The following is a 23666-nucleotide window of genomic DNA, read 5'->3' as shown; positions in this document are numbered from 1 at the left end:
TCTGGTGGGCGCGCTCAGGCGAGCGCGGCGGCGGCCATGGCGCGCGTGCGGGCGGCGCGGCGGGCGCGGCAGGCATCGCCGAAGGCGCGGAAGATCGCGCTCGACAGCGGGTCCTGCGCATGCCGCCATTCCGGATGCCACTGCACGGCCAGCGCGAAAGCCGGTGCGTCGACGACGCTCACGGCCTCGATCAACCCATCCGGCGCGACCGCCTCGATGGCGAGGCCGGAGCCGAGCTGCGCGATGCCCTGCTTGTGCAGCGAGTTCACGTGCACTTCGTCGCGGCCGCCGGCGAGCGCATGCAGCTTGCCGCCGGGCGTCAGGCGCACGACGTGCGCGGGGCCGTATTGCGTGTCCATCGGCGCGTCGTCGTCCTCGCGGTGATCGGCGAAGCCGGGCACTTCATGCACGCGCTGGTGCAGCGTGCCGCCGCAGACGACGTTCAACTCCTGGAAGCCGCGGCACACGGCGAGCACGGGCACGCCGGCGACGATGGCCGCGCGCAGCAGCGGCAGCGTCGTCGCGTCGCGCGCCGGGTCGTGCTTCGTGCCCGGTGCGCTCGGTTCGCCGCCATAGAGATGCGGCTCGACGTTCGAGTAGCTGCCGGTAAACAGCAGCCCGTCGACCGCGTCGAGCACGTCGGCGCTCGACTGGCGCTCGCCGAGGGCCGGCAGCACCATCGCGAGCGCATGCGCGCCGTCGACGATCGCGGCGACGTACTTGTCGCCGACCGTATGCGACGCGTGCGCGCCGATCTGGGTGAGGTCGGCGGTGATGCCGACGAGAGGTTTCCTTTCCATGACGTCTTCAGTAATCCGTAGGGACGTGACGTGCACCGAGCCGGATGCGGCAAAACGCAGGCGCGACACGACCCCGCAGCCGGGCGCAAGGCGCACGGCCGCTGGTGAATGGGCGCAACGGGATGGCGTGGCGATCCGCGCTGCGCGCGACGGTCAGGCCGTCGTTCGTTTCATTGCGATACGCGACGCGGCAATGCATGCGCGAACGCGTGCCGTCACCGCACGGACGATGCGGTTGGCGAATCGACAGAAAAAACGAACGACGTGAAGAAAGGAGAGGCGCTACGGCAGCAGCGACGCCACTTCGTCGGTATCGACGGCGACGAATGCGCGTGCGGAAACGGCGTTGTGGCGCCGAACGGAACGACGGGACAGGATGGTGTAGATCGACAGGTGAAGCAGGCGAGGACTATGCCAGCCGCAACTGCCGTCGGAAGCGGGAACGGCGCTGCGCAAACTTCGCACATCGCCTCGATCCCACCTCACCAGAGGGCCACGGACTCTCACGATTACACTCGACTGGTTTGTTGAAAGTATTGAACACCCGATCGTTTCGACGCGCTGGGCGTTTAAAATAATCAAGGTGCCGGCCCCGCATCATTTACATTCCGGGGCATCGAATTGTTGCGTTGCGATAACGCTTTTCGATGCCTGTGAAAGCCTGATGACGCTGACCTGAGAGCCAGCATATACGAGCCAATAACGGCGTCAAATGTTTTTTTAAGGTCCTGCATCAGGGCTTTCCCGAGCGTGAAAACAAAAGATTCATAAAAGGAATAATCGACACGGTGTCCATTATTTCGAACGCCTTTCAGGGTTTTCCCCGCTGATGTGCGGCATAAAGTGATTAGAATATTCAACGGCAGTCCACCGCGTCGTTTCACTTTGTCATCGCACTTATCGTGTCCGAAACCGAATCGATGTCCACCGAAGTCGCCGAGCGCCTGCGTTTCGTGCGCAACAAGCATGGCCTGTCGCAGCGCGAACTCGCGAAGCGCGCCGGCGTCACCAACGGCACGATCTCGCTGATCGAACAGGGCCGCGTGAGCCCGTCGGTCGGCTCGCTGAAGAAGCTGCTCGAATGCATCCCGATGAGTCTCGCGGAATTCTTCACGTTCGAGCTCGTCGAATCGCGCGCGGTCGTGTCGCGTCGCGACGAGATGCCGAACCTCGGCAACGAGTCGCTCGCGTTTCATCTGGTCGGTGCGAACGTGAAGGATCGCAACATGTGCATCCTGCGCGAGATCTATCAGCCGCTGGCCGACACGGGGCCCGAGATGCTGGTGCACGCGGGGCACGAGGGCGGTGTCGTCGTGTCGGGCCGGCTCGAGCTGACCGTCGATAGTGCGACGTGGCTGCTCGACCCCGGAGACGGCTACTACTTCGAGAGCCGTTTGCCGCATCGTTTTCGCAATCCCAGCGCGGAACTGATCTGCGAGGTCGTCTCGGCCAATTCGCCGGCGACCTTCTGACCGCGCGTCACCGCATTCGCTGCAGGCCGGCAGCGTGCCACCCGCACGGCGTGCCGCATCGCGAATGCCCCAACATTGAGGCATCCTGATGAACAAGTTGACTTTGGCTGACTGGCAACACAAGGCGGCGTCGCTCGAGATCGAAGGGCGCGCATTCATCGACGGCGCGTCGCGCGACGCGCACGGCGGCAAGACGTTCGACTGCGTGAGCCCGATCGACGGCCGCGTGCTGGCGAAGGTCGCCGACTGCGGCGAAGCGGACGTGAACGCGGCCGTCGCGGCGGCCCGCCGCGCATTCGACGCGGGTGTGTGGGCCGGCTTGAATCCGCGCGAGCGCAAGGCCGTGCTGCTGCGCTGGGCCGCGCTGATGCGCGCGCATCTCGACGAACTGTCGCTGCTCGAGACGCTCGACGCGGGCAAGCCGATCGGCGACACGACGACGGTCGACGTGCCGGGCGCCGCGTACTGCGTCGAATGGTTTGCGGAAGCGATCGACAAGGTCGGCGGCGAGGTCGCGCCGGCCGATCATCATCTCGTCGGCCTCGTCACGCGCGAGCCGGTCGGCGTGGTGGCCGCCGTCGTGCCGTGGAACTTCCCGATCCTGATGGCCGCATGGAAATTCGGCCCCGCGCTCGCGGCCGGCAACAGCGTCGTGCTGAAGCCGTCGGAGAAATCGCCGCTGACCGCGATCCGCGTCGCGCAGCTCGCGTTCGAGGCCGGCATTCCGGCCGGCGTGTTCAACGTCGTGCCGGGCGCGGGCGAACCGGGCAAGCTGCTCGCGCTGCATCGCGACGTCGACTGCATCGCGTTCACGGGCTCGACGGCGGTCGGCAAGCTGATCATGCAGTACGCGGCGCAGTCGAACCTGAAGCGCGCGTGGCTCGAGCTCGGCGGCAAGTCGCCGAACATCGTGCTGCCCGATTGCCCCGATCTCGACCGCGCGGCGCAGACGGCGGCCGGCGCGATCTTCTACAACATGGGCGAGATGTGCACGGCCGGCTCGCGGCTGCTCGTGCATCGCGACATCAAGGACGCGTTCATCGAGAAGCTCGTCGCGGCCGCCCGCGCGTACGTGCCGGGCAATCCGCTCGATCCGTCGGTATCGATGGGTGCGATCGTCGACGGCATCCAGCTCGAGCGCGTGCTGGGTTACATCGAAGCGGGGCGCGGCGAAGGTCGGCTCGTCACGGGCGGTGCGCGCGTGAACGCGGAAACGGGCGGCTTCTACGTGGAGCCGACGGTGTTCGAGGTGAAGCCCGATGCGAAGATCGCGCGCGAGGAAATCTTCGGGCCCGTGCTGTCGGTGATCGTGTTCGACGACGTCGACGAGGCCGTGCGGATCGCGAACGACACCGAATACGGGCTGGCCGCGGCCGTGTGGACGTCGAACCTGACGACCGCGCACGACGTGTCGCGCCGGCTGCGTGCGGGCACCGTGTGGGTGAACTGCTATGACGAGGGCGGCGACATGAACTTCCCGTTCGGCGGCTACAAGCAGTCGGGCAACGGTCGCGACAAGTCGCTGCATGCGCTCGAGAAGTACACGGAACTGAAGTCGACGCTGATCCGGCTGCGCTGACGCGATACCGGGGCGGGCGCGTCGCCGTGCGGCGCCGCGCCCGCGGCCTTCGGCGCGCGTTACGCGGTGCGCAGCGCGGGATGGAAGCCGGCGGCCTCGATGATCGACTGCACGCGCTCGGCGCCTTGCGCCGAGTCGACCTTGACGATCTTCGCCGCGACGTCGATGTCGAGCTTCGCGGCGGGGTCCGCGGCCGTCACCGCGCGCGTGATGGCGTTGGCGCAGCCGCCGCAGGTCATGTCCTGGACTTCGAATTCCATCGTGTTCTCCCGGGTTGATGGTTGACGAATAGATTCAGCATGAAGCTTGCCATGGTGGGAAGGTCAAGCGCCGCATGCGGCGACGTGCATCGCATCAGTCATTTGTAATGCTGAGGTCTGACGAATAGTCATTCGCGTGCGCGCGTCAGTCCGAATTTTTCCCGATTGACGACCGCCCATTATCGGCGAAATCCGGCGGAGCCTTGCGCGGCAACGGGCGTGCGGGATCGACTGCCCACGATCTCCCTGAGCGGAGTAAGGGTACTCCGAGGTGAAAATGCGAATCGATCTTAGTATCGATTCCCTTCGATATTTCAAACCATTTCAAACCATTACGCACATGACCCGTTTCGCTCTCGGTTTCGCACTGGCCCTGCTGGGCGCCTCGGCAACGTCCGCCTTCGCTGCCGACGACATCGTCAACCTGACGCTGAAGGACCACAAGTTCTCGCCCGATGGCGTGACGATTCCCGCTGGCAAGAAGGTGAAATTCGTCGTGAAGAACCTCGACGCGACGCCCGCGGAATTCGAGAGCGACGACTTCAAGGCCGAGAAGGTCGTGCCGGCCGGCAAGTCGGTCGAGATCCTGGTCGGGCCGCTGAAGGCGGGGACCTACGAGTTCCACGACGAGTATCACGAAGCGCAGTCGAAGACGCACCTGACCGTCAAGTAAGCCGATACCGACATGCTGTCTACCGCCCTGATCGTCTTTCGTGAAGTGCTCGAGGCCGCGCTGGTGGTCTCGATCGTGATGGCCGCCACGAAGGGCGTGCCGCGGCGCGGCTGGTGGGTGGGCGGCGGGCTGGTCGGCGGCGTGGTCGGCGCCGGCCTGATCGCGGCGTTCGCCGACGTGATCTCGCAATGGGCTTCGGGCATGGGCCAGGAAGTCTTCAACGCGGGCGTGATGTTCGTCGCGACGCTGATGCTCGCGTGGCATTGCATCTGGATGAGCCGGCACGGCCGCGAAATGGCGCTGCACATGGGCGAGGTCGGCCGGGCGGTCGCGGCCGGCAGTCGGCCGCTGACCGGGCTCGCGATCGTGGTCGGCGTCGCGGTGTTGCGCGAAGGCTCCGAGGCCGTGCTGTTCCTGTACGGGATCGCGGCGGGCGATCCGGGCCAGACGCCGCAGATGCTCGTCGGCGGGCTGCTCGGCGTGCTCGGCGGGGCGGGGCTCGGCTACGCGATGTACGCGGGCCTGCTGCAGATTCCGTTGAAGCGCCTGTTCTCCGTCACCAACGCGCTGATCGTGCTGCTCGCCGCGGGCATGGCGAGCCAGTGCGTCGGCTTCCTGCTGGCGGCCGGCCTCGTGCCGTCGTGGGGCGATGCGGTCTGGGACACGTCGTGGCTGCTCAAGGAATCGAGCATCGTCGGCAAGGCGCTGCATACGCTGATCGGCTATACCGCGCGGCCGGCGGGCATCCAGATCGCCGCGTACGTCGCGACGCTGGTCGCGATCGTCGTGCTGACACGGCTCGTCGGCCGGCCGCAGCAGACGGTGAGGCCGCCGCACGCCGCTGCGTGAGTGTTGCCGGGTTTCCGGGTTCGAATGAAAGAAGGGGCGTCATGGACGCCCCTTCTTTCATTTGCGGTGCGCGACGCGCCTGCGCTCGCTCAGCTGTGGTTGTCGATCCACGCGCGTGCCCATTCGAGCCCGGCATCGCGCGCGTCGTCTTCGGTATCGAACACGCCGAGCACGCCCGACGCCTCGACGAGTCGGTTGTTCTGCGTGATCGTGCCGCTCGCCGCGAAGCGCTCGGGCTGCATGATCTCGTCCTGCTGCAGGATCGCGTGGCCCCAGATCTGGTAGCCGTGGTAGGTCTGCGCTTCCATTATCGAGTCACCTCCGCCGAGCGGCCGTGCGTGCCGACCTGCAGCACGTTGCCGTCCGGCGTGTATTGACGCGGGATGTCGGAGAAGGTGAGCGCGCGCGTCGCGTCCGGCGCGGCCGGCTGCATCACCGTGAGACGCCCGGGCGCCGGTTGCGCGACGGGGCGCGGGGCGGCACGGGTTTCGGTCGCGGTGGCGGTCGGGCGGTGCGAGCCCGCTTTCACGGCCTGCGCGACGCGACGCTTGGGCGGTTTCGCGGCGGCTTTCGGCGTGGCGCTCGCGTGCTTCTCCGCGCTCTTGCCGGTACGCGCGTCGGCGCCCGGATGGGCAGTCGGCGTACGGGCATCCGGCGTACGGGCTGCCGGCTGCCGCGCCTCGGGCGGGTTCCAGACCTCGACATAGTGCTCGGCGGCCCAGCCCGTCGACGCGAACGTCAGCGCCAGCAATCCGCATCCAAACAGTCTTACCATTGTCTCTCCGTCATATTCGTTGCGGCGCGTCCGGTCGGGGCCGTGCAGGGGCATTCGGGGAAGCCGGCTCAGGAGAACACCTCGAGCCCGTGTTTCTCGACGATCTGGAGCATGCGCGCGGCGATGCCGCTCGGCCGCTTGTCGCCCTGTTCCCATTGGCGGATCGTCGACGTCGTCGTGTTCAGGTAGAGCGCGAACACGCTCTGGCTGACGTTGACCGACTTGCGGATGCGGGCGATCGCTTCCGGATCGAACTGCGGCGCGGCTTCGATGCAGAGATCGTCGTATTCCCGCATCGTCTTCTTGTCGATCAGTTGCGCACGATACAGGCCGGACGCGGCGCTGTGGATCGCCTCCGTCGCATCGCTCTTGAATCGACTCTTAGCCATTGCAAATCTCCACAAGCTCTTTCAGTGCGACCAGCGTCGCGATGTCGCTGTCGGTGTGTCGACCTACGTCCGCGGCGAGCTTTCTGAACGCGCGCAGTTCGCATGCGTCGATGTTGTCGTGGTCGCATTTCGCGAACAGGAACACGAACACCCACGTGTGCCCGACCTTGCCCAGCACGATCCCGCGCTGCCGATTGCCGTCGAGGCGCTTTTTCCAGACGTTGCCGCCGAGATCGACGCCCTGGCCGCGGGCCAGTTCCCGCACCGCGCGGCAGAGCTCGCCATCGGCGATTCCCGCTTTCCCGGCTGCCTTGTGAAACCACTTCGTCTTGAAGACGCGTCGTACGGAAGCAGACATGTCGAGCCGGTCAAGTTAGCACAGGATTATATACCACTACGTGGTACATATTTCGACCTGGCCAAACGGCCTGCCTCGCACCCGCAAGCGGTCGGGAGGGCCCGGCGAGGGCCCTCCCGTTGCCGCGTATTACTCCACCGTCACCGATTTCGCGAGGTTGCGCGGCTTGTCGACGTCGGTGCCGCGCGCACACGCGGTGTGATACGCGAGCAGTTGCAGCGGCACGACGTGCAGGATCGGCGACAGTTGCCCGTAGTGCTCCGGCATCCGGATCACGTGCAGGCCGTCGTCGTTGACGATCTGCGTGTCGGCATCGGCGAACACGTAGAGCTCGCCGCCGCGCGCACGCACTTCCTGCATGTTCGACTTCAGCTTCTCGAGCAGCGTGTCGTTCGGCGCGACCGTGACGACCGGCATCGCTTCCGTGACGAGCGCGAGCGGCCCGTGCTTCAGTTCGCCGGCCGGATAGGCCTCGGCGTGGATGTACGAGATTTCCTTCAGCTTCAACGCGCCTTCGAGCGCGATCGGGTAGTGCAGCCCGCGGCCGAGGAACAGCGCGTTTTCCTTGCGCGCGAATTCCTCCGACCACGCGATGATCTGCGGCTCGAGCGCGAGCACGCTGTTCAGCGCGGCCGGCAGATGGCGCAGCTCCTTCAGGAATTGCGCTTCCTGCGCGGCATCGACGTGCCCGCGCAGCTTGCCGAGCGTCGCGGCCAGCACGAACAGCGCGACGAGCTGGGTCGTGAATGCCTTCGTCGACGCGACGCCGATCTCGGTGCCCGCGTGCGTCAGGAACTGCATTTCGGTCAGGCGCACCATCGCGCTCGTCGCGACGTTGCAGACCGCGAGCGTGTGCGTGTGGCCGAGCGACTGCGCATGCTTGAGCGCGGCCAGCGTATCGGCCGTCTCGCCCGACTGCGAGATCACCAGCACGAGCTGGCGCGGGTTCGGCACCGACTCGCGATAGCGGTATTCGCTGGCGATCTCGACCTGGGTCGGGATCTTCGCGATCGATTCGAGCCAGTACTTCGCGGTGAGGCCCGAGTAGTAGCTCGTGCCGCACGCGAGGATCAGCAGGCTGTCGATGTCCGCGAACGCGGCGGGCGCGGCGTCGCCGAACAGCGTCGCGTCGAAGGCTTCCGTCTGCGGCACCGTGTCGCCGATCGCGCGCGGCTGCTCGAAGATTTCCTTCTGCATGAAGTGGCGATAGGGGCCGAGCTCGACCGCGCCGCCGTATGCGCTGACCACGCGGATTTCGCGCTGCACGGTGGCGCCGTGGCGATCGACGATCGTCACGCCGTCGAGCGACAGCTCGCACACGTCGCCTTCCTCGAGGAACGTGAAGCGGTCGGTGCTGCCCGCGAGCGCGAGCGCATCGGACGCGAGGAAGTTCTCGCCGTCGCCGTGACCGACGACGAGCGGCGAACCCTGGCGCGCGCCGACGACGGTGTGCGGCTGGTCCTTGTGGATCACGGCGATCGCGTATGCACCGTGCAGCTGCTGCACGGCTTCGCGCACCGCGTCGAACAGGTTGCCGCGGTACAGGCTGTGCACGAGGTGCGCGATCACTTCGGTGTCGGTCTGCGACACGAATTCGTAGCCCTTGGCCCGCAGCGCGTCGCGCAGCGGCTCGAAGTTCTCGATGATGCCGTTGTGCACGAGCGCGAGCGCGTTCGACGAGAAGATCGGGTGCGCGTTGTGCGTGACGGGCGCGCCGTGGGTGGCCCAGCGCGTGTGCGCGACGCCCGTCGTGCCTTCGAGGTGCGTCTCGCGCACCTGCGTGTCGAGATCGGCAACGCGCGCGACGCTGCGCGCGCGCTTCGGTGCGCCCGGCTCGAGCACGGCGACGCCGCACGAGTCGTAGCCACGGTATTCGAGGCGCCGCAATCCTTCGATCAGCACCGGAACGATATTACGCTGCGCAACTGCGCCGACAATGCCGCACATGAATGGTCAATCCTGTCAGTCGAAGCGGGCGCCGCGTGGGCGCCCGCAAAAGGTTCAGCTCTTCTTCTTGACCGGGCGGACGTAGCCGCTCTTCGCGGTCTGCGTCTTCTCGTTCAACGCGAGGACGCCCTCGGCCACGTCCTTCCAGATCGTCGTGCCGGCGGCGATCGTCACGCCGCGGCCGACGCGCACGGGCGCGACGAGCTGCGTGTCGGAGCCGACGAACACGTCGTCCTCGATCACGGTGCGGAACTTGTTCGCGCCGTCGTAGTTGCAGGTGATCGTGCCCGCGCCGATGTTCACGCGCGCGCCGATGTCGGCGTCGCCGATGTACGTGAGGTGGTTCGCCTTCGAGCCGTGGCCGATCACCGCGTTCTTCACCTCGACGAAGTTGCCGACGTGCGCTTCGTCCGCGAGCTGCGCGCCGGGGCGCAGCCGCGCGTACGGGCCGATCACGGTGTTCGCGCCGAGTTCGGCGCCGTCGATGTGCGTGAATGCGTCGATGCGCGTGCCGGCGCCGACCGACGCGTTGCGGATCACGCAGTTCGCGCCGATCGTCACGTTGTCGGCGAGCGTCACGTTGCCTTCGAACACGCAGTTCACGTCGATCGACACGTCGCGGCCGCAGCGCAGCGTGCCGCGCACGTCGACGCGCGCCGGATCGGCGAGCGTGACGCCGTCGACGAGCAGCGCGTCGGCGACGTTGCGCTGGTGAATGCGCTCGAGCTCCGCGAGCTGCGCCTTGCTGTTCACGCCGAGCGTTTCCCATTCGTCGTCGGGCTGCGACGTGACGACCTCGAAGCCGGCCTCGATCGCGAGTTCGACGACGTCGGTCAGGTAGTACTCGCCCTGCGCGTTTTCGTTCTTCAGCGCGCCGAGCCACATCGACAGCTGCGCCGTGGGCGTGACGATGATGCCGGTGTTGATCTCGGCGATCTTCAGCTCGTCCGGCGACGCATCCTTCTGCTCGACGATGCGCGTGACGAAGCCGGCCGCGTCGCGCACGATGCGGCCGTAGCCGGTCGGGTCGTCGAGCGTGACGGTGAGGATGCCGTAGCGGCCGTCGCGCGCGGCATCGACGAGACGCTGCAGCGTCGACGCACGGGTGAGCGGCACGTCGCCGTACAGCACGAGCGTCGGTTGCGCGGGATCGAGGAGCGGCAGCGCCTGGCGCACCGCGTGGCCGGTGCCGAGCTGCTCGGCCTGCACCGCGAACTGGACGTCGGGTGCGGCGACCGCAGCCTGAACCTGCTCGGCGCCGTGGCCGACGACGACGACGAGCCGGGATGGCTGCAGCGTGCGCGCGGTGTCGATGACGTGGGAGAGGAGCGGCCTGCCGGCCAGCGGGTGAAGCACTTTCGGCAGCGCGGAACGCATGCGCTTGCCGGTGCCTGCCGCCAAAATCACGATATTCATGGCGCGCGCGTGGGTCAGAGTTCGAAGCCGTCCATTTTAGCATGCGGCCCTTGTCGCTCCGGGCCTGTCGCGGCGGGGCGACAACGCCGAAACGAGGCCGCCGGCCCCGGTTTCGGCGGGTGTTCAGTCCCTGCTTACAGGTCGTCGAACTGGACGATCGAGATCGGTCGGGCGGCGCCCGGCGCCGCTGAGTCGTCACCCGATGCGCACGGTTCCTCGTCGAACGCGATGTCGCCTTGCGGATCGGCTTCGCCGGTGGCGCGCAGCGACTGGAACGGGTACAGCGTCGTGTCCATCAGGTGCGACGGCACGACCTTCGCGAGCGCGTTGAACATGTTCTCGACGCGGCCCGGGAAGCGCTTGTCCCAGTCGCGGATCAGCGCCTTCATTTCCGCGCGCTTCAGGTTCGGCTGGCTGCCGCACAGGTTGCACGGGATGATCGGGAATTCGCGCAGCTCCGCGTATTTCTCGAGATCGGTTTCCTTCACGTACGCGAGCGGGCGGATCACGATGTTCTTGCCGTCGTCCGACTGCAGCTTCGGCGGCATTCCCTTCAGCTTGCCACCGTAGAACATGTTCAGCAGCAGCGTCTGCACGATGTCGTCGCGATGATGGCCGAGCGCGATCTTGGTCGCGCCGAGCTCGCCGGCCACGCGGTACAGGATGCCGCGGCGCAGCCGCGAGCACAGCGAGCACGTCGTCTTGCCTTCCGGCACAAGCCGCTTGACGATGCTGTAGGTGTCCTGGTTCTCGATGTGGAACGGCACGCCGACCTGCTTCAGGTATTCGGGCAGCACGTGCTCGGGGAAGCCCGGCTGCTTCTGGTCGAGGTTCACCGCGACGATGTCGAAGTCGATCGGCGCGCGTTCGCGCAGGCGCAGCAGCACGTCGAGCATCGCGTAACTGTCCTTGCCGCCCGACAGGCACACCATCACCTTGTCGCCCTGCTCGATCATGTTGTAGTCGCCGATCGCCTGGCCGACCTGGCGCACGATCCGCTTGAACAGCTTGTTGTTCTCGTACGCTTCCTTCTGCTCGCGGCGTGTCAGCGCGGGGCGGCCGGTCGGCGCGGCGGCGTCGTCCAGCGTGGCGGCGTCGGCCGTCGTGTCGTTCATGTGGGGGGCGTTCATTGGCGCTCCTCGTCCTTGATGCGAAAGACTTCGACGCCGACGGCGTCGCAGTCCGGATAGGCGTCCGGTTTCTCGGTACGGACACGTACCGCGCGCACGGTATCGTGCGCCAGCAGGTGCGCGGCGATCGAATCGCACAGCGTTTCCTGCAGGTGGATGTGGCCGCGCGCCAGGCTCTGCGCGACGCTCTGCTTCATCAGGTCGTAGTCGACGACTTCGTGCAGCCGGTCGTCGACGGGGGTGGACAGCGCGAGCGGCACGAACAGGTCGATGTTGATGACGACGCGTTGCTCGCCGCGCTTCTCGTGTTCGAAGGCCCCGATGTTGATGTGCACCTCGTAGTCGCGCAGGTAGAGCCTGCGGCAATCCGCGAGGCGGGGGTGCAGGAGAGCGGAAAACATGGTCGTCCCAGTCAAATTGGCGTGCGCGCACGCAAAGCGGCGCGGGCGGCGGCGCTCAGGCCGCACCCGCGCGGTTCATTCATTCGGGCCGGCGGCGGGCGGCACCAGGTGCTCGCCGCCGTCGACGGTCAGCGTCGCACCCGTCACGCCGGGCGCGCTCGCGAGATAGCAGGCGGCCGCCGCGATGTCGTCCGCGTGCGGCGCGTGGCCGCGCACGAGCGCCGCGACCCGCACCTTCGGTGCGAGCGCCAGCGCGAGCGCCGACGTCGCGCGGTTCAACGCGGCCTGCATCAGCGCGTGCGACAGCTGCGCCGGTGCCGGGTGAAACAGGGCCTGATCCAGTACGTGGATCGCGCACGCGCGCAGCGTTTCGTCGTCGCGCGCGGCGTCGGGCGTCGCATCGGCGAGCGCGCGGGCCAGCGCGAGCGGCGCGGTCACGTTGCGCGCCAGCGCGGCGGCGAGCGACGCGCCGTCCACCGTGTGCGCGTCGTCGGCGCCTGCGCTGGCGCTGACGAACACCGCGCACGCGGGCCGGCCGAGCGCTTCGCCGCATGCGGCGACGAGGGCCGCGGCATCGGCTTCCAGGGCCGGATCGGCGTCGAGCACGGCCGCGCGGCGGCCCAGCGCCGCGACTTCGGCGACGAGCGCGTCGGCGGCCGCGCGCGGCGCGCCGTGGCTGCGCTGCAGCGCGACGTCCCAGCCGCGGCGGGCGAAGCCCGTCGCGAGCGCACGGCCGATCGACGCGGCGTCGGCCGCGCTGCCCAGGGCGCCCGTGACGAGCACCACGCGTGGGGTCGACGTATCGGCTGAAACGGTCATTTACAATGCCGGGATGAACCCGAAAGCTCACGAACCCGCTAGTTTACCTGCTCCCGGCCCTGACGCGCTCGCGCAGTCCGAAACCCTCGCCGCGCAACTGCGCGACGAGATCGCGGCGGCCGGTGGCTGGCTGTCGTTCGACCGCTTCATGGAACGCGCGCTGTATGCGCCGGGCCTCGGCTATTACAGCGGCGGCGCGCGCAAGTTCGGTCGCCGCGCCGACGACGGCAGTGACTTCGTCACCGCGCCCGAGCTGTCGCCGCTGTTCGCGCAGACGCTCGCGCAACCGGTGGCCGAGGCGCTCGCGGCGAGCGGCACGCGCCGCGTGATGGAGTTCGGCGCCGGCACCGGCAAGCTCGCGGCCGGGCTGCTCGCGGCGCTCGACGCGCTCGGCGCCGAACTCGACGAATACCTGATCGTCGACCTGTCCGGCGAGTTGCGCGAACGGCAGCGCGACACGATCGAAGCCGCGGTGCCGGCGCTGGCCGCGAAGGTGCGCTGGCTCGACGCGCTGCCCGAGCGGTTCGACGGCGTCGTGGTCGGCAACGAGGTGCTCGACGCGATGCCGGTGCGCCTCTTCGCGAAGGCGGATGGCGCCTGGCGCGAGCGCGGCGTCGCGCTCGACGCGCGGCACGCGTTCGTGTTCGACGACCGGCCGGTCGGCGCGGCCGGCCTGCCGGCGGTGCTCGCGCCGCTGGACGTCGGCGACGGCTACGTGACCGAAACGCACGAGGCCGCGCTCGCGTTCACGCGCACCGTCTGCACGATGCTCGGCCGCGGCGCGGTGCTGCTCATCGACTACGGTTTTCCCGCGCACGAGTACTACCATCCGCAGCGCGACCGCGGCACGCTGATGTGCCACTACCGTCACCACGCGCACGACGATCCGTTCGTCTACCCGGGCCTGCAGGACCTCACCGCGCACGTCGAATTCACCGGCATCTATGAGGCGGCGGTCGCCACCGGCGTCGACTTGCTCGGCTACACGTCGCAGGCGCGCTTTCTGTTGAATGCGGGCATCACCGACGCGCTGGCCGCGATCGATCCGTCCGACGTCCGCGCGTTCCTGCCGGCCGCGAACGCGGTGCAGAAGCTGATCTCGGAAGCCGAAATGGGCGAGCTGTTCAAGGTGATCGCGTTTTCGCGCGGGATCGACGGCACGCTCGACGCGTTCGCGCGCGGCGACCGCTCGCACGCGCTCTGACGGGCCAGGGCCTGTTTCCATATGGAACGCACATGCTCCGCTGGCTATTGACGACGTTCATCGCGGTGATGATCCTGACGCGCTGCTGGCCTTGGCTCGGCAAGCTCGGCATCGGGCGGATGCCGGGCGACGTCACGCTGACGCTCGGCGGGCGGCGCTACCCGTTCCCGTTCATGTCGACGCTGGTGCTGACGATGCTGGTCTCGATGGTGGCGCGGCTGCTCTGAGCCGAACACGGCGCGGCCGGGCCGCGGCGCGCGCATGACAGTTCGCGCGTTACAGCTCGATTTCGCCGAGGATCCGGTGCGCAAGCGCCTTCGCTTCCTCGAACGCTTCTTCCTCGCTCGAACTCGTCGTGTGAACGTCGTAGCGCATGTTCTCCGTCTCGTCGCCGTCGTCCCGCGCGAGGATCACGTAGCCCTGAAATTCGCCGTTGTCCGCGCGGTGCGTATGCGCCTTGGCCGTGTAGATGCCTTTGGTGAACGTGTTCGTGTCCATCGTGCTCTCCCGCGAAAAGGACACTTCATCGTAGCACTGCGGCGCAACATGTACAGCGCCGCTTATCGGTGACCGATCGGCGATCGGCCACCGTATTGCCTGCGTCGTTCCTTCAACGTCCGTTCATCCTTCGAGCAGCGCGACGACCTCGTCGAGCGTCGGCGCGTGCGCGCCCGTATGCCGGCACGCGGCGGCGCCGGCCGCCACCGCGAACGCGAGATGCTCGCGCCAGCCGCGCTGCGGCGCGGCCATCAGGCTGAACAGCAGGCCGCCGATCGACGCGTCGCCCGCGCCGACGGTGTCGGCCACCTCCACGCGCGGCGGGCTGGCTTCGTGCACGTCGCCGTCCGCGTAGAGCGTCGCCGTCTGCGCGCCGCGCGTGACGAGCACCGCCGCCCGCGGGTTCAGCGCGCGCACGGCCGCGATCGCGTCGGGGCCGTCGCCGCCGAACAGGTGCCGCAGGTCTTCGTCGGACACCTTGATCAGGTCGGCGAGGGCGGCCATCTTCTCCAGCGTCGGCCGGTACGCGGCCGTCATCAGGTTCCGCACGTTCGGATCGAAGCTGATCTTCACGCCGCGCGCGTGCAAATCGGCCGCGAGCGCGGCCAGCGTGCCCGCGAGCGGTTCGCGCACGAGGCTGATGCAGCCGAAATGCGCCCATTGCACGTGCTCGGTCCAGCCGGCCGGCAGCCGCGCCGGGTCGAACGCGAGATCGGCGCTCGCTTCGCCGATGAAGAAGTACGCGGGCGGGCGCGTCTCGTGGACGATCGCGAGCAGCGGCGGCCGCGCGACCCGTTGCAGGAAGCGCAGGTCGAGGCCGGCCGCTTCGCTCGTGTGCCACAGCACGTCGGAGAAGCAGTCTTCGCCGATCGAGCCGGCGAGCGCGCTCGGCACGCCGAGCCGGGCGACCGCGCGCGCGACGTTCCAGCCGGCGCCGCCCGGCACCGACGTCCACTGCGCGTCGCCCGCGCGCACCATGTCGGTCAGGATGTCGCCCGCCGACACGAAAGCCGGAAACGTGCCGCCGCTCATTGCGTCGGCTCGCTGCGTTGCGTGCGCGCGAGGGTCGCGAGCACGTCGTAGCAGGCGCCCATCGTGTGATAGTCGGTCTTGCCGGCCGGGCTCTTCTCGTCGCTGTACTTGCGGTTGTCGCAGGTGAGGATCCGGTACCACGCACCGTAGCGGTGATCGACGAAATGCGCCCAGCTGTAGCGCCAGATCTCGTCATACCAGTCCCAGAAGCGTTCGCTGCCGGTGCGCGCGCCGAGCATCGCGGCCGCCGCGAAGGTTTCCGCCTGCACCCAGAAATACTTGTTGTGGTCGCAGATCGTGAAGTCGGGGCCGAAGCCGTAGCAGAGGCCGCCGTGATCGGCGTCCCACGCGTGCGTGAGCGCCGCGTCGAACAGCTCGGCCGCGCGCGGCGCGAGCCAGTCGAGCGGGCGGTGCCGCTCGAGGATCAGCAGCAGCTTCGCCCATTCGGTCTGGTGCCCGGGCTGGAAGCCCCACGGCCGGAAGATGTTCGAGCTGTCTTCCTTGTTGTAGTCCCAGTCGACCGACCAGTCCGCATGGTAGTGCTCCCACACGAGGCCGCCCGACAGCGCGGCCTGGCGCTGCGTGATGTGCGAGGCGAGTTTTTCCGCGCGATCGAGGTACGTGAGGTGGCCGGTCGCCTCGTAGGCGGCGAGCAGCGCTTCCGTCATGTGCATGTTCGCGTTCTGGCCGCGATACGACGACACGATCCAGTTCGGCGTCGCGTCGTCCGCATACAGGCCCGCGGCCGCATCCCAGAAGCGATGCTCGGCGAGCTCGTAGGTGGCCGCGATCAGCGGGCGCGCTTCGTCGATGCCGGCCATCGTCGCGTGCGCGGCCGCGAGCAGCACGAACGCGAGCCCGTAGCAGTGGCGCGTGCCGTCGAGCGTCGCGCGCTTGCCGCCGTCGCGCCAGTCGAGTTCCCAGTCGTAGCCCTGCAGCGCGTCGTCCCAGTGCGCGTCGCGCAGGAAGCGCAGCCCGTGGCGCGCGTAGTCCAGGTGGCGCGGATCGCCGAAGTGGCGGTACGCCATCGCGTAGTTGAAGACGAACCGGCAGGTGCTGACGAGGTGGCGCGACGTGCGGTTGTAGATGCTGCCGTCGTCGCGGAAGTAATGGTAGAAGCCGCCGGTCGGGTCGAATGCGTTGGTCGCATAGAAGCGCAGCGTGTCTTCGATGTGCGACAGCAGGAACGACGGATCGCGGAAGCTCGCGACGAACGGTACGGCGGGCGTGTGGGCGGCCGGCGCGGCCGTGCAGGGTTGGACCGGGGGCATGTTCATGATTCGGTGGCCGTTACGGTATCGAGTGCCGGGGAGCCGGCGGGCTGGCTGCTGGCCCGCACGATCAGCTCGACGGGCAGGGAAATCTCGGTGCGCTCGGGCGCGTCGGCGAGCAGCAGCTCGACGCCGCGGCGGCCGAGCGCTTCCTTGTCGACCGCGAGCGTCGTGAGCGGCGGGTTCGCGTGCGCGGCGGCCGGGATGTCGTCGAAGCCGACGATCGCGATGTCGTCCGGAATCCGCAGGCCGCGCGCGATGCACACGCGCTGCGCGGCCAGCGCGGCCGCGTCGTTATATGCGAACACGGCTTCGGGCCGCGGGCCGGGCGCGTCGAGCAGTTGCTCCATCGCACGCGCGGCGCCCGTGTCCGGGTCGAGCCCCGCGTCGATCGTCACTTCGTACGCGGGATCGAACAGCCGCCCGGCTTCGAAGAACGCGCGCCGGTAGCCGATCGCGCGCTGCGCGATGCTGTAGTGCGCGGCCGAGCCGCCGATGAAGGCGATCCGCGAACGGCCGGTGGCGAGCAGATGGCGCATCGCGAGCGCCGCGCCCGTCGCGTTGTCGATGTTGACCGAGCGCAGCCCGGGCGCCCACAGGTCGATCAGCACGAGCGGCCGGCCGGTGGCGGCGAGCGCCTCGATCGTCTCGGGCTCGATGAAGCCGGCGACCGCGATCGCGTCGGGCGCGTGCGGGCGCATCTGGCGCAGCACGTCGTCGTTCGGGCCGACCGTGAGCAGCGTCGGCACGATGCCGCGTTCGCGGCACGCGTCCTCGACGCCGTGCAGCACGTGCGAGAAGAACGGGCTCGCGGGAAAGCGGTTGTGCTGGCGGTGCAGCAGGAAGGTGAGCCGGCGGATGCGCGGCCGCAGCTGGGCGGGATCGTAGCCGAGCTGCTGGGCGATCCCGACGATGCGCGCACGCGTGGTTTCGGACAGGCCGGGCTGGTTTTTCAGCGCGCGGGAGACGGTGCCGATCGAGACCTCTGCTGCCCGCGCCACATCGCGAATGGTCGTACCCATCGTTCGGGGTCCGGTTTGTTTAGGTTGAAAGCGATTGTATAGTAAAACGGATGGCGGAATTCGGGCCGGATAACCGGGGAATACCCGCGAATAACGGGTTTTTAAGCGCTAATCTGCGAAAACGCTGTTACTAAAAATACTAAACAAAACGCGAAAAAGGCAAGGTGGGGGTGCGGGTGTCTGGCGGCGGATGGTGCCGCTGGAAAAGGGCAACAGCGCGGCTGCGGGGCAGGGGCGAGCATGAGGGCGCGGCGCCCTTGGCCTGCGCGCGTGACGACGACGTGCCGTTGCGCAACGGCCGAACCTTGCGCCGCCTCGCATCGGCCCCGTCGCACGATGCGCAGGTGCTTCCGTGTCCGTGCATCCCCGGCGACTGCGCGCCGTTCAGCCCGCCACCGCCACGGCCGGCGGTTCGCCGCGATCGCGCAGCGCGGCGCGGCCGGCATCGAGATCGACCACCGCGAGCCCGTCCGGCTGCTGCTTCGCCCGCCGCTTCGCGAGCGCCGCGACCGACGCGATCTCGTCGCTGCCGTAGCGTTTCGCGCCGTGCGCGCCGGCCGGCACGCCGACCGCGCCGATCGCCATCGTCACGAAGCCGAAGAACGCCGGATTGCCGTGGCGGTCCTCGCCGCGCAGCCCGCCCGCCTGCCGGTCGACCTGCGTGTAGAAGAGTTGCGCGCCGTCGTTGAAGCGCGCGATCGCGTCGGCGGCGCGCTCGCGCCAGTCGTCGCGCTGGAACAGCACGAGGAAATCGTCGCCGCCGACGTGGCCGAGAAAGTCGCGTTGCGGATCGCACACGCCGGCCAGCACCGTCGCGGCGAACTTCAGCACTTCGTCGCCCTGCCAGTAGCCGTACTGGTCGTTGAACGGCTTGAACTGGTTCAGGTCGACGTAGCACGCGTGAAAGCCGGCGTCGCGCTGGAGCAGGCGGTCGATGTGCGCGCTGATCGGGATGTTGCCGGGCAGGAAGGTCAGCGGATTCGCGTAGCGCGCGGCCTCGATGCGCATCTCGGTCACCGCGCGTACCAGGCTCTCGCCGGTGCCGAGCCCGACATAGCGGCCGTGCTCGGTGATCACGAAGCCGTCGGCGAGATAGCGCTGGTCGTGGCTCGCGAGCAGCATCGCGAGCTGCTCGAAGGTGGTCGCGTTGTCGATCATCAGCGGCGCGTCGTTCGCGAACTGAAGGCACGGTTTCTTGCCGAACACCTCGCGGTGATACGGCAGCGCGAAGCGGTCGATGAAGCCGCGCCGATTCACGAGCGCGACCGGCCGCCCGCGTTCCACGAGCGCGACCGCGTGCAGGTCGGGCATCCGGTTGAACAGCTCGAGCACGTCGTTGCTGGTCGCGTCGCGCGGCAGCGCCGGGGCGGGCACGAGCATCTTCCCGGCGATCGTGCCGGCCGGCCGCACCGCGCGCGTCACGCCGGGAAACACCGCGATGTGCGGCGCGCGGATCGCGTCGCGCGCGGCCGGCGCGACCACCCGCGACGGCTGCGCGTTCGGCCGGCCGAGCAGGAAGCCCTGCACGCAGCAGATGCCCATGTCGCGCACGACGATCAGGTCGCATTCGTTCTCGATGCCTTCCGCGATCAGCTTCGCGCCGCTCGCCTGCGCGAAGTGCTGCATCGCCTTCACGGCTTCGAACTTGAGCGGATCGCGCGCGATGTCGTGGATGAAGAAGCGGTCGATCTTCACGACGTCCGGATGCAGGCGCAGCCACAGGTTCATGCTGGCGTTCGCGGTGCCGTAGTCGTCGAGCGCGAACTGGATGCCGGCGTCGCGCAACGATGCGACCGCCGGCCCGATGTCCGCGAGATCGGGAATCGCGTTCTGCTCGGTGAGCTCGATCACGATGCGCTCCGCGCCGATCCGCGCGCGGCCGAGGAATTGACGTGCGCGCTCGCGTTCGCTGGCGAGCGTGAGGATGGTGCCCGCGCTGAAATTGAGGAACAGCTTGCCGTCGCAGCCGAGCGCCGCGAACGCGTCGAGGCAGGTGAGCGCGGCGGCCCGTTCGAGCGCGATGGTTTCGCCGTCGCGCGCGGCCTGCGCGAACAGCGCGGCCGGCGGCTCGAGGTCGGTGCCGCGCGGGCCGCGGATCAGCCCTTCGTAACCGATGACCGTCCCCGATCCGAGGTCGACGATCGGCTGGAACACGGCGGCGAGCGCGCGTTCCGCGATCAGGCGCGTAGTGCGGGCGACAGCGGAATCGGAAGGGAGCGCGGGCATGGGCGAGGGCAGCCGAATCGACGGGACGCCCGGCTTAACGGCACCGCTCGCGGAGAGTTGAATGAAGATTTCGTGACACGAGGGGGCGTTGCCGGTGCATCGCGCCGGGCCCGCGCGGGCGCATGGTGCGAAGGGGGCGGACGGGAGGCTGCGTGTGAAAGGCGGAGGGCCGGGTGCGGAAGGCGGGAGGCGGGAGGCGGAAGGCGGAAGGCCGCCACCGGCGGCCCTCCTGCCCCCCGACGCGTCAGCGCTTGCCCGTGCTCAGCGCACCCGACGCGGCTGCCGTGTCGCCCTCGTCGTGCTCGCCGCTCGTGTCGCGTGCGCCCCAGCGCTGCGCGAGCGCCGCGCACGCCATCAGCTGGATCTGGTGGAACAGCATCAGCGGCAGCACGATCGCGCCGACCGCGTTCGCCGAGAAGATCACCTTCGCCATCGGCACGCCGGCCGCGAGGCTCTTCTTCGAGCCGCAGAAGATGATCGTGATCTGGTCCGCGCGGTTGAAGCCGAGCCGCTTGCTGACGAACGCGGTCAGCAGCAGCGCGATCGCGAGCAGCACGAGGTTGACGACCAGCAGGCCGCCGAGCGCGCGCGGCGGAATCTGGTGCCACAGCCCTTCGTTGACGGCCTCGCTGAACGCGACGTAGACGACCAGCAGGATCGAGCCCTGGTCGACGAAGCGCAGCACGCCGCGATTGCGGTCGATCCAGCCGCCGATCACGGGCCGCAGCAGCTGGCCGGCGATGAACGGCACGAGCAGCTGCATCACGATGCTGCCGACGGTGCTCCACGGCGACGCCGCGGCGGCCGACTGCGACGTGATCATCAGCCCGACGAGCGCCGGCGTGACGAAGATCCCGAGCAGGCTCGACGCGGAGGCCGCGCACACGGCGGCCGGCACGTTGCCCTTGGCGATCGACGTGAACGCGATCGACGACTGGACCGTCGACGGCAGCGTGCACAGGAACAGCACGCCCGCATACAGCGTCGGCGTGACGAGCGGCTGCAGCACGGGTTTCAGCGCGAGGCCGAGCAGCGGAAACAGCGCGAACGTGCTGAGCAGCACGACCGCGTGCAGCCGCCAGTGCGTCGCGCCGGCAACGACGGCTTCGCGCGACAGTTTGGCGCCGTGCAGGAAGAACAGCAGGCCGACGGCGAGGTTGGTCGCCCAGTTGAACGCATGGGCGGCCGGGCCGCGGCAGGGCAGCAGGCTCGCGAGCACGACGGTGCCGACGAGCGCGAGCGTGAAGTTGTCGGGCAGAAAACGGGGACGGGCCATCGGGAACTCGATTCGAAAATGGCGAAGGTGCGCGTCGCGCGCGCGGATGGCGTTATTGTCCCGGTTGGCGATTCACTACACAAATTCATTGTGCGAATCGATTGATGAACCGATTGCATGAGATGGCGGCTACCACAGTTGCCCGGCCGCACTCGAAACGGCAGAAGAATGTTCTGTCGCGACCGCCCGCCGAAGCGAAAAAACCTAGCAGTAACATGGTGTTACACCGATGCCGGCGACATAACACTTTTTGGCTCGACACTCTTTCCCCCCACCCATAAATTACTGCTGAAAGCCTTGGGTCGGCCGAAAGGAACCGACGGCGGGCGTCGATGGGCACGGAACGATGACGGAACGGGTGAAACGGAAGATCGGACGATGGGTGGCAGGCGTGCTCGGCGCGCTGCTGATGCCGCTTGCGCTCGCCCAGCCGCCCCATGGCGGTCACGGGTTCGGGGGGCACGGCTTCGGCGGCGGCGACATGCGCGCGTACGGCCAGCAGGCCGGCGGCCCCGGCGCGGGTCCCATCTGGCGCCGCGCTGCGCCGCCTGCCGGCGTGCGTCCCGGCGGCGTGAACGGCTCGGGCTCCCGCTGGGGGCTGCGCCCGACGCCGTCGTACGGCCATTACGCCGCGCAAAGCCCGTATCGGCCGATCAGCGCCGAAGTCCGCCAGATGCCGCGCCCGCCGGGCGGCGGCAACGTCCCGCTGCGGGCCGGTTCGATCCGCGCCGACGTCGCCCGCTACAACGAGGAGCGCGGCGGTCGCCCGATGCCGCCGCCCCGCTCGCAGGAAGAGCCTGCACACTCACCTTCTTTCTCCCCGTTCTACCGAAACTGAGCGCCTCGGCGCTCGTCTCCCTGCCGGCTGATGCGAATTCGCCACAGTCGCGCGCAGATTTCCGCTGATTTTCCCCCCGCATTGCGCTATCTTTCGCGCCCGGCACGCGTATGCCACGCCGCCGCCCGCCCGCGCGACCGCGCTCGCGCCGGGCCGCCGCGGTGCATCCGGCCATGGATACATTCCGCGAAGTTAATGCCGGCGCTATACCCGCAATAAGTGTGCGCAATTTTGACCGGACGAATGATCCGTAAAGATGGCTGCGCCCCATACGACGCAAGCACTCGGCTCCAAACAACAACGCTCGCGCCACTTATCGACTATCCGACAAAACCTGGAGATCCCATGAAAGCATTCGCTCGCCGTGCGTCGCGCACGTCCGTCAAGCTGATCGCCGCGGCCGCCTGCGTGGCGGCCGCCGCACCCGTCCATGCGCAATCGAGCGTCTCGCTCTACGGGCAGGTTGACGAATGGGTCGGCGCCACCAAGTTCCCCGGCGGCGATCGTGCGTGGAACGTGTCGGGCGGCGGCATGTCGACGTCGTACTGGGGCCTGCACGGCGCAGAGGATCTCGGCGACGGCTACAAGGCGATCTTCACGCTGGAGAGCTTCTTCCGTGCGCAGAACGGCCAGTACGGCCGCTTCCAGGGCGACACGTTCTTCGCGCGCAACGCGTACGTCGGCATCAGCTCGCCGTACGGCACGGTGACGGCGGGCCGCCTGACGACGCACCTGTTCCTGTCGACGATCCTGTTCAACCCGTTCTACGACTCGTACACCTTCTCGCCGATGGTGTATCACGTGTTCCTCGGCCTCGGCACGTTCCCGACCTATCCGAGCGACCAGGGCGCGGTCGGCGATTCGGGCTGGAACAACGCGGTGGGTTATACGTCGCCTTCGTTCGGTGGCCTGAATTTCGGCGCGATGTACGCACTCGGCAACCAGGCCGGCGACAACCGTTCGAAGAAGTGGAGCGCGCAGTTCAACTACGCGAACGGCCCGTTCGCGGCGACCGCCGTGTATCAGTACGTGAACTTCAACAACGGCCCGCAGGACCTGAGCGCGCTCGTGACCGGCATGAAGAGCCAGGGCATCGCGCTGGTCGGCGCGACCTACGACCTGAAGCTCGTGAAGCTGTTCGGCCAGTACATGTATACGAAGAACGACCAGGTCGCGGGCAGCTGGCACGTCAACACCGCGCAGGGCGGCGTGTCGGTGCCGATCGGCGTGGGCAACGCGATGGCGTCGTATGCGTATTCGCGCGACGCGGGCGGCCTCGACCAGACGCGCCAGACGTGGGCCGTCGGCTACGACTATCCGCTGTCCAAGCGCACCGACGTCTACGCGGCCTACATGAACGACCACATCAGCGGCCTGTCGACCGGCAACACGTTCGGCGCAGGCATCCGCGCGAAGTTCTGACGCGCACGC

26 protein-coding genes are annotated in these 23666 nt (G+C 68.3%); 8 read left to right on the top strand and 18 right to left on the bottom strand.

The window, feature by feature from the left end:
* Positions 1 to 14: 14 nt before the first annotated feature.
* On the bottom strand, positions 15 to 800 hold the full coding sequence (locus AP428_RS12585) for a gamma-glutamyl-gamma-aminobutyrate hydrolase family protein (protein WP_054928128.1): 786 nt from the start codon (positions 798 to 800) through the stop codon (positions 15 to 17).
* A 282-nt stretch (positions 801 to 1082) separates the two neighbouring features.
* Positions 1083 to 1265 (bottom strand): hypothetical protein, encoded by a 183-nt coding sequence (locus AP428_RS37410; RefSeq protein ID WP_006488040.1) that lies wholly within the window; start codon positions 1263 to 1265, stop codon positions 1083 to 1085.
* Positions 1266 to 1720: 455 nt separating this feature from the next.
* Here AP428_RS37410 and AP428_RS12580 point away from each other — a divergent pair, with 455 nt between their 5' ends.
* Positions 1721 to 2272, top strand: a complete 552-nt coding sequence (locus AP428_RS12580; RefSeq protein ID WP_011546390.1) for a cupin domain-containing protein — start codon at positions 1721 to 1723, stop codon at positions 2270 to 2272.
* A gap of 88 nt (positions 2273 to 2360) precedes the next feature.
* On the top strand, positions 2361 to 3851 hold the full coding sequence (locus tag AP428_RS12575; protein WP_011546389.1) for an aldehyde dehydrogenase: 1491 nt from the start codon (positions 2361 to 2363) through the stop codon (positions 3849 to 3851).
* Positions 3852 to 3910: 59 nt separating this feature from the next.
* Here AP428_RS12575 and AP428_RS12570 read toward each other — a convergent pair whose 3' ends face one another.
* Positions 3911 to 4111, bottom strand: a complete 201-nt coding sequence (locus AP428_RS12570; protein WP_006477591.1) for a heavy-metal-associated domain-containing protein — start codon at positions 4109 to 4111, stop codon at positions 3911 to 3913.
* Between the two features lie 340 nt (positions 4112 to 4451).
* On the opposite strand from AP428_RS12570, the gene AP428_RS12565 reads away from it, so the two are divergent.
* Both AP428_RS12565 and AP428_RS12560 read left to right on the top strand, forming a co-directional pair.
* Complete coding sequence (locus tag AP428_RS12565) at positions 4452 to 4784, top strand: cupredoxin domain-containing protein (protein WP_054928127.1); 333 nt, start codon at positions 4452 to 4454, stop codon at positions 4782 to 4784.
* A 12-nt stretch (positions 4785 to 4796) separates the two neighbouring features.
* Positions 4797 to 5633 (top strand): FTR1 family protein, encoded by an 837-nt coding sequence (locus AP428_RS12560; protein ID WP_054928126.1) that lies wholly within the window; start codon positions 4797 to 4799, stop codon positions 5631 to 5633.
* Positions 5634 to 5722: 89 nt separating this feature from the next.
* On the opposite strand, the gene AP428_RS12555 is transcribed toward AP428_RS12560, so the two are convergent.
* The 9 genes from AP428_RS12555 to AP428_RS12515 form a co-directional block, all read right to left on the bottom strand.
* Positions 5723 to 5941, bottom strand: a complete 219-nt coding sequence (locus AP428_RS12555) for a hypothetical protein (RefSeq protein WP_006477594.1) — start codon at positions 5939 to 5941, stop codon at positions 5723 to 5725.
* Positions 5941 to 6408 carry a hypothetical protein gene (locus tag AP428_RS12550; protein WP_054928125.1) on the bottom strand — a complete coding sequence of 156 codons (468 nt, stop codon included), beginning with the start codon at positions 6406 to 6408 and terminating at the stop codon, positions 5941 to 5943. Before AP428_RS12550 ends, AP428_RS12555 begins: the two co-directional genes overlap by 1 nt.
* Positions 6409 to 6476: 68 nt before the next feature.
* Positions 6477 to 6797 (bottom strand): DNA-binding transcriptional regulator, encoded by a 321-nt coding sequence (locus AP428_RS12545; protein WP_006477596.1) that lies wholly within the window; start codon positions 6795 to 6797, stop codon positions 6477 to 6479.
* Positions 6790 to 7155, bottom strand: coding sequence for a type II toxin-antitoxin system RelE/ParE family toxin (locus AP428_RS12540; RefSeq protein WP_054928124.1), 366 nt, complete (start codon positions 7153 to 7155; stop codon positions 6790 to 6792). The genes AP428_RS12545 and AP428_RS12540 overlap by 8 nt, the downstream gene beginning before the upstream one ends.
* A gap of 129 nt (positions 7156 to 7284) precedes the next feature.
* On the bottom strand, positions 7285 to 9102 hold the full coding sequence (gene glmS, locus AP428_RS12535) for a glutamine--fructose-6-phosphate transaminase (isomerizing) (RefSeq protein WP_012329366.1): 1818 nt from the start codon (positions 9100 to 9102) through the stop codon (positions 7285 to 7287).
* A 54-nt stretch (positions 9103 to 9156) separates the two neighbouring features.
* Complete coding sequence (glmU, locus tag AP428_RS12530; protein WP_054928123.1) at positions 9157 to 10518, bottom strand: bifunctional UDP-N-acetylglucosamine diphosphorylase/glucosamine-1-phosphate N-acetyltransferase GlmU; 1362 nt, start codon at positions 10516 to 10518, stop codon at positions 9157 to 9159.
* A 134-nt stretch (positions 10519 to 10652) separates the two neighbouring features.
* Entirely contained in the window at positions 10653 to 11648 is a 996-nt protein-coding gene (gene ttcA, locus AP428_RS12525; protein ID WP_054928122.1) for a tRNA 2-thiocytidine(32) synthetase TtcA, read from the bottom strand.
* On the bottom strand, positions 11645 to 12049 hold the full coding sequence (locus tag AP428_RS12520) for a dihydroneopterin aldolase (protein WP_011546380.1): 405 nt from the start codon (positions 12047 to 12049) through the stop codon (positions 11645 to 11647). Before AP428_RS12520 ends, ttcA begins: the two co-directional genes overlap by 4 nt.
* A 75-nt stretch (positions 12050 to 12124) precedes the next feature.
* Positions 12125 to 12868: an SDR family oxidoreductase gene (locus tag AP428_RS12515; RefSeq protein WP_053525185.1), complete on the bottom strand. Its 744-nt coding sequence runs from the start codon at positions 12866 to 12868 to the stop codon at positions 12125 to 12127.
* A 13-nt stretch (positions 12869 to 12881) separates the two neighbouring features.
* On the opposite strand from AP428_RS12515, the gene AP428_RS12510 reads away from it, so the two are divergent.
* A complete protein-coding gene (locus AP428_RS12510) occupies positions 12882 to 14072 on the top strand; it encodes a class I SAM-dependent methyltransferase (RefSeq protein WP_011546378.1) in 1191 nt (396 codons plus the stop codon).
* A gap of 32 nt (positions 14073 to 14104) precedes the next feature.
* Entirely contained in the window at positions 14105 to 14299 is a 195-nt protein-coding gene (locus AP428_RS12505) for a DUF2905 domain-containing protein (protein WP_011546377.1), read from the top strand.
* Between the two features lie 49 nt (positions 14300 to 14348).
* On the opposite strand, the gene AP428_RS12500 is transcribed toward AP428_RS12505, so the two are convergent.
* The 6 genes from AP428_RS12500 to AP428_RS12475 form a co-directional block, all read right to left on the bottom strand.
* Entirely contained in the window at positions 14349 to 14570 is a 222-nt protein-coding gene (locus tag AP428_RS12500) for a hypothetical protein (protein WP_006484657.1), read from the bottom strand.
* Positions 14571 to 14693: 123 nt separating this feature from the next.
* A complete protein-coding gene (locus AP428_RS12495; RefSeq protein WP_054928121.1) occupies positions 14694 to 15602 on the bottom strand; it encodes a carbohydrate kinase in 909 nt (302 codons plus the stop codon).
* Positions 15599 to 16879, bottom strand: coding sequence for an AGE family epimerase/isomerase (locus AP428_RS12490; RefSeq protein WP_011694428.1), 1281 nt, complete (start codon positions 16877 to 16879; stop codon positions 15599 to 15601). The genes AP428_RS12495 and AP428_RS12490 overlap by 4 nt, the downstream gene beginning before the upstream one ends.
* Positions 16876 to 17895: a LacI family DNA-binding transcriptional regulator gene (locus AP428_RS12485; protein WP_012329358.1), complete on the bottom strand. Its 1020-nt coding sequence runs from the start codon at positions 17893 to 17895 to the stop codon at positions 16876 to 16878. The genes AP428_RS12490 and AP428_RS12485 overlap by 4 nt, the downstream gene beginning before the upstream one ends.
* Positions 17896 to 18279: 384 nt before the next feature.
* On the bottom strand, positions 18280 to 20121 hold the full coding sequence (locus AP428_RS12480; protein ID WP_027809427.1) for a phosphodiesterase: 1842 nt from the start codon (positions 20119 to 20121) through the stop codon (positions 18280 to 18282).
* Between the two features lie 244 nt (positions 20122 to 20365).
* The gene (locus AP428_RS12475) at positions 20366 to 21397 is read right to left on the bottom strand and encodes a bile acid:sodium symporter family protein (protein WP_054928120.1); all 1032 of its coding nucleotides are present in this window, start codon (positions 21395 to 21397) and stop codon (positions 20366 to 20368) included.
* Between the two features lie 346 nt (positions 21398 to 21743).
* On the opposite strand from AP428_RS12475, the gene AP428_RS12470 reads away from it, so the two are divergent.
* Both AP428_RS12470 and AP428_RS12465 read left to right on the top strand, forming a co-directional pair.
* On the top strand, positions 21744 to 22235 hold the full coding sequence (locus AP428_RS12470) for a hypothetical protein (RefSeq protein WP_054928119.1): 492 nt from the start codon (positions 21744 to 21746) through the stop codon (positions 22233 to 22235).
* Positions 22236 to 22580: 345 nt separating this feature from the next.
* Positions 22581 to 23657, top strand: a complete 1077-nt coding sequence (locus AP428_RS12465; RefSeq protein ID WP_011546370.1) for a porin — start codon at positions 22581 to 22583, stop codon at positions 23655 to 23657.
* Positions 23658 to 23666: the final 9 nt, after the last annotated feature.

This window comes from Burkholderia sp. E168m22, assembly GCF_001319805.1.
GTDB lineage: Bacteria > Pseudomonadota > Gammaproteobacteria > Burkholderiales > Burkholderiaceae > Burkholderia > Burkholderia orbicola.
This window is presented reverse-complemented; position numbering and strand designations above follow the sequence as displayed.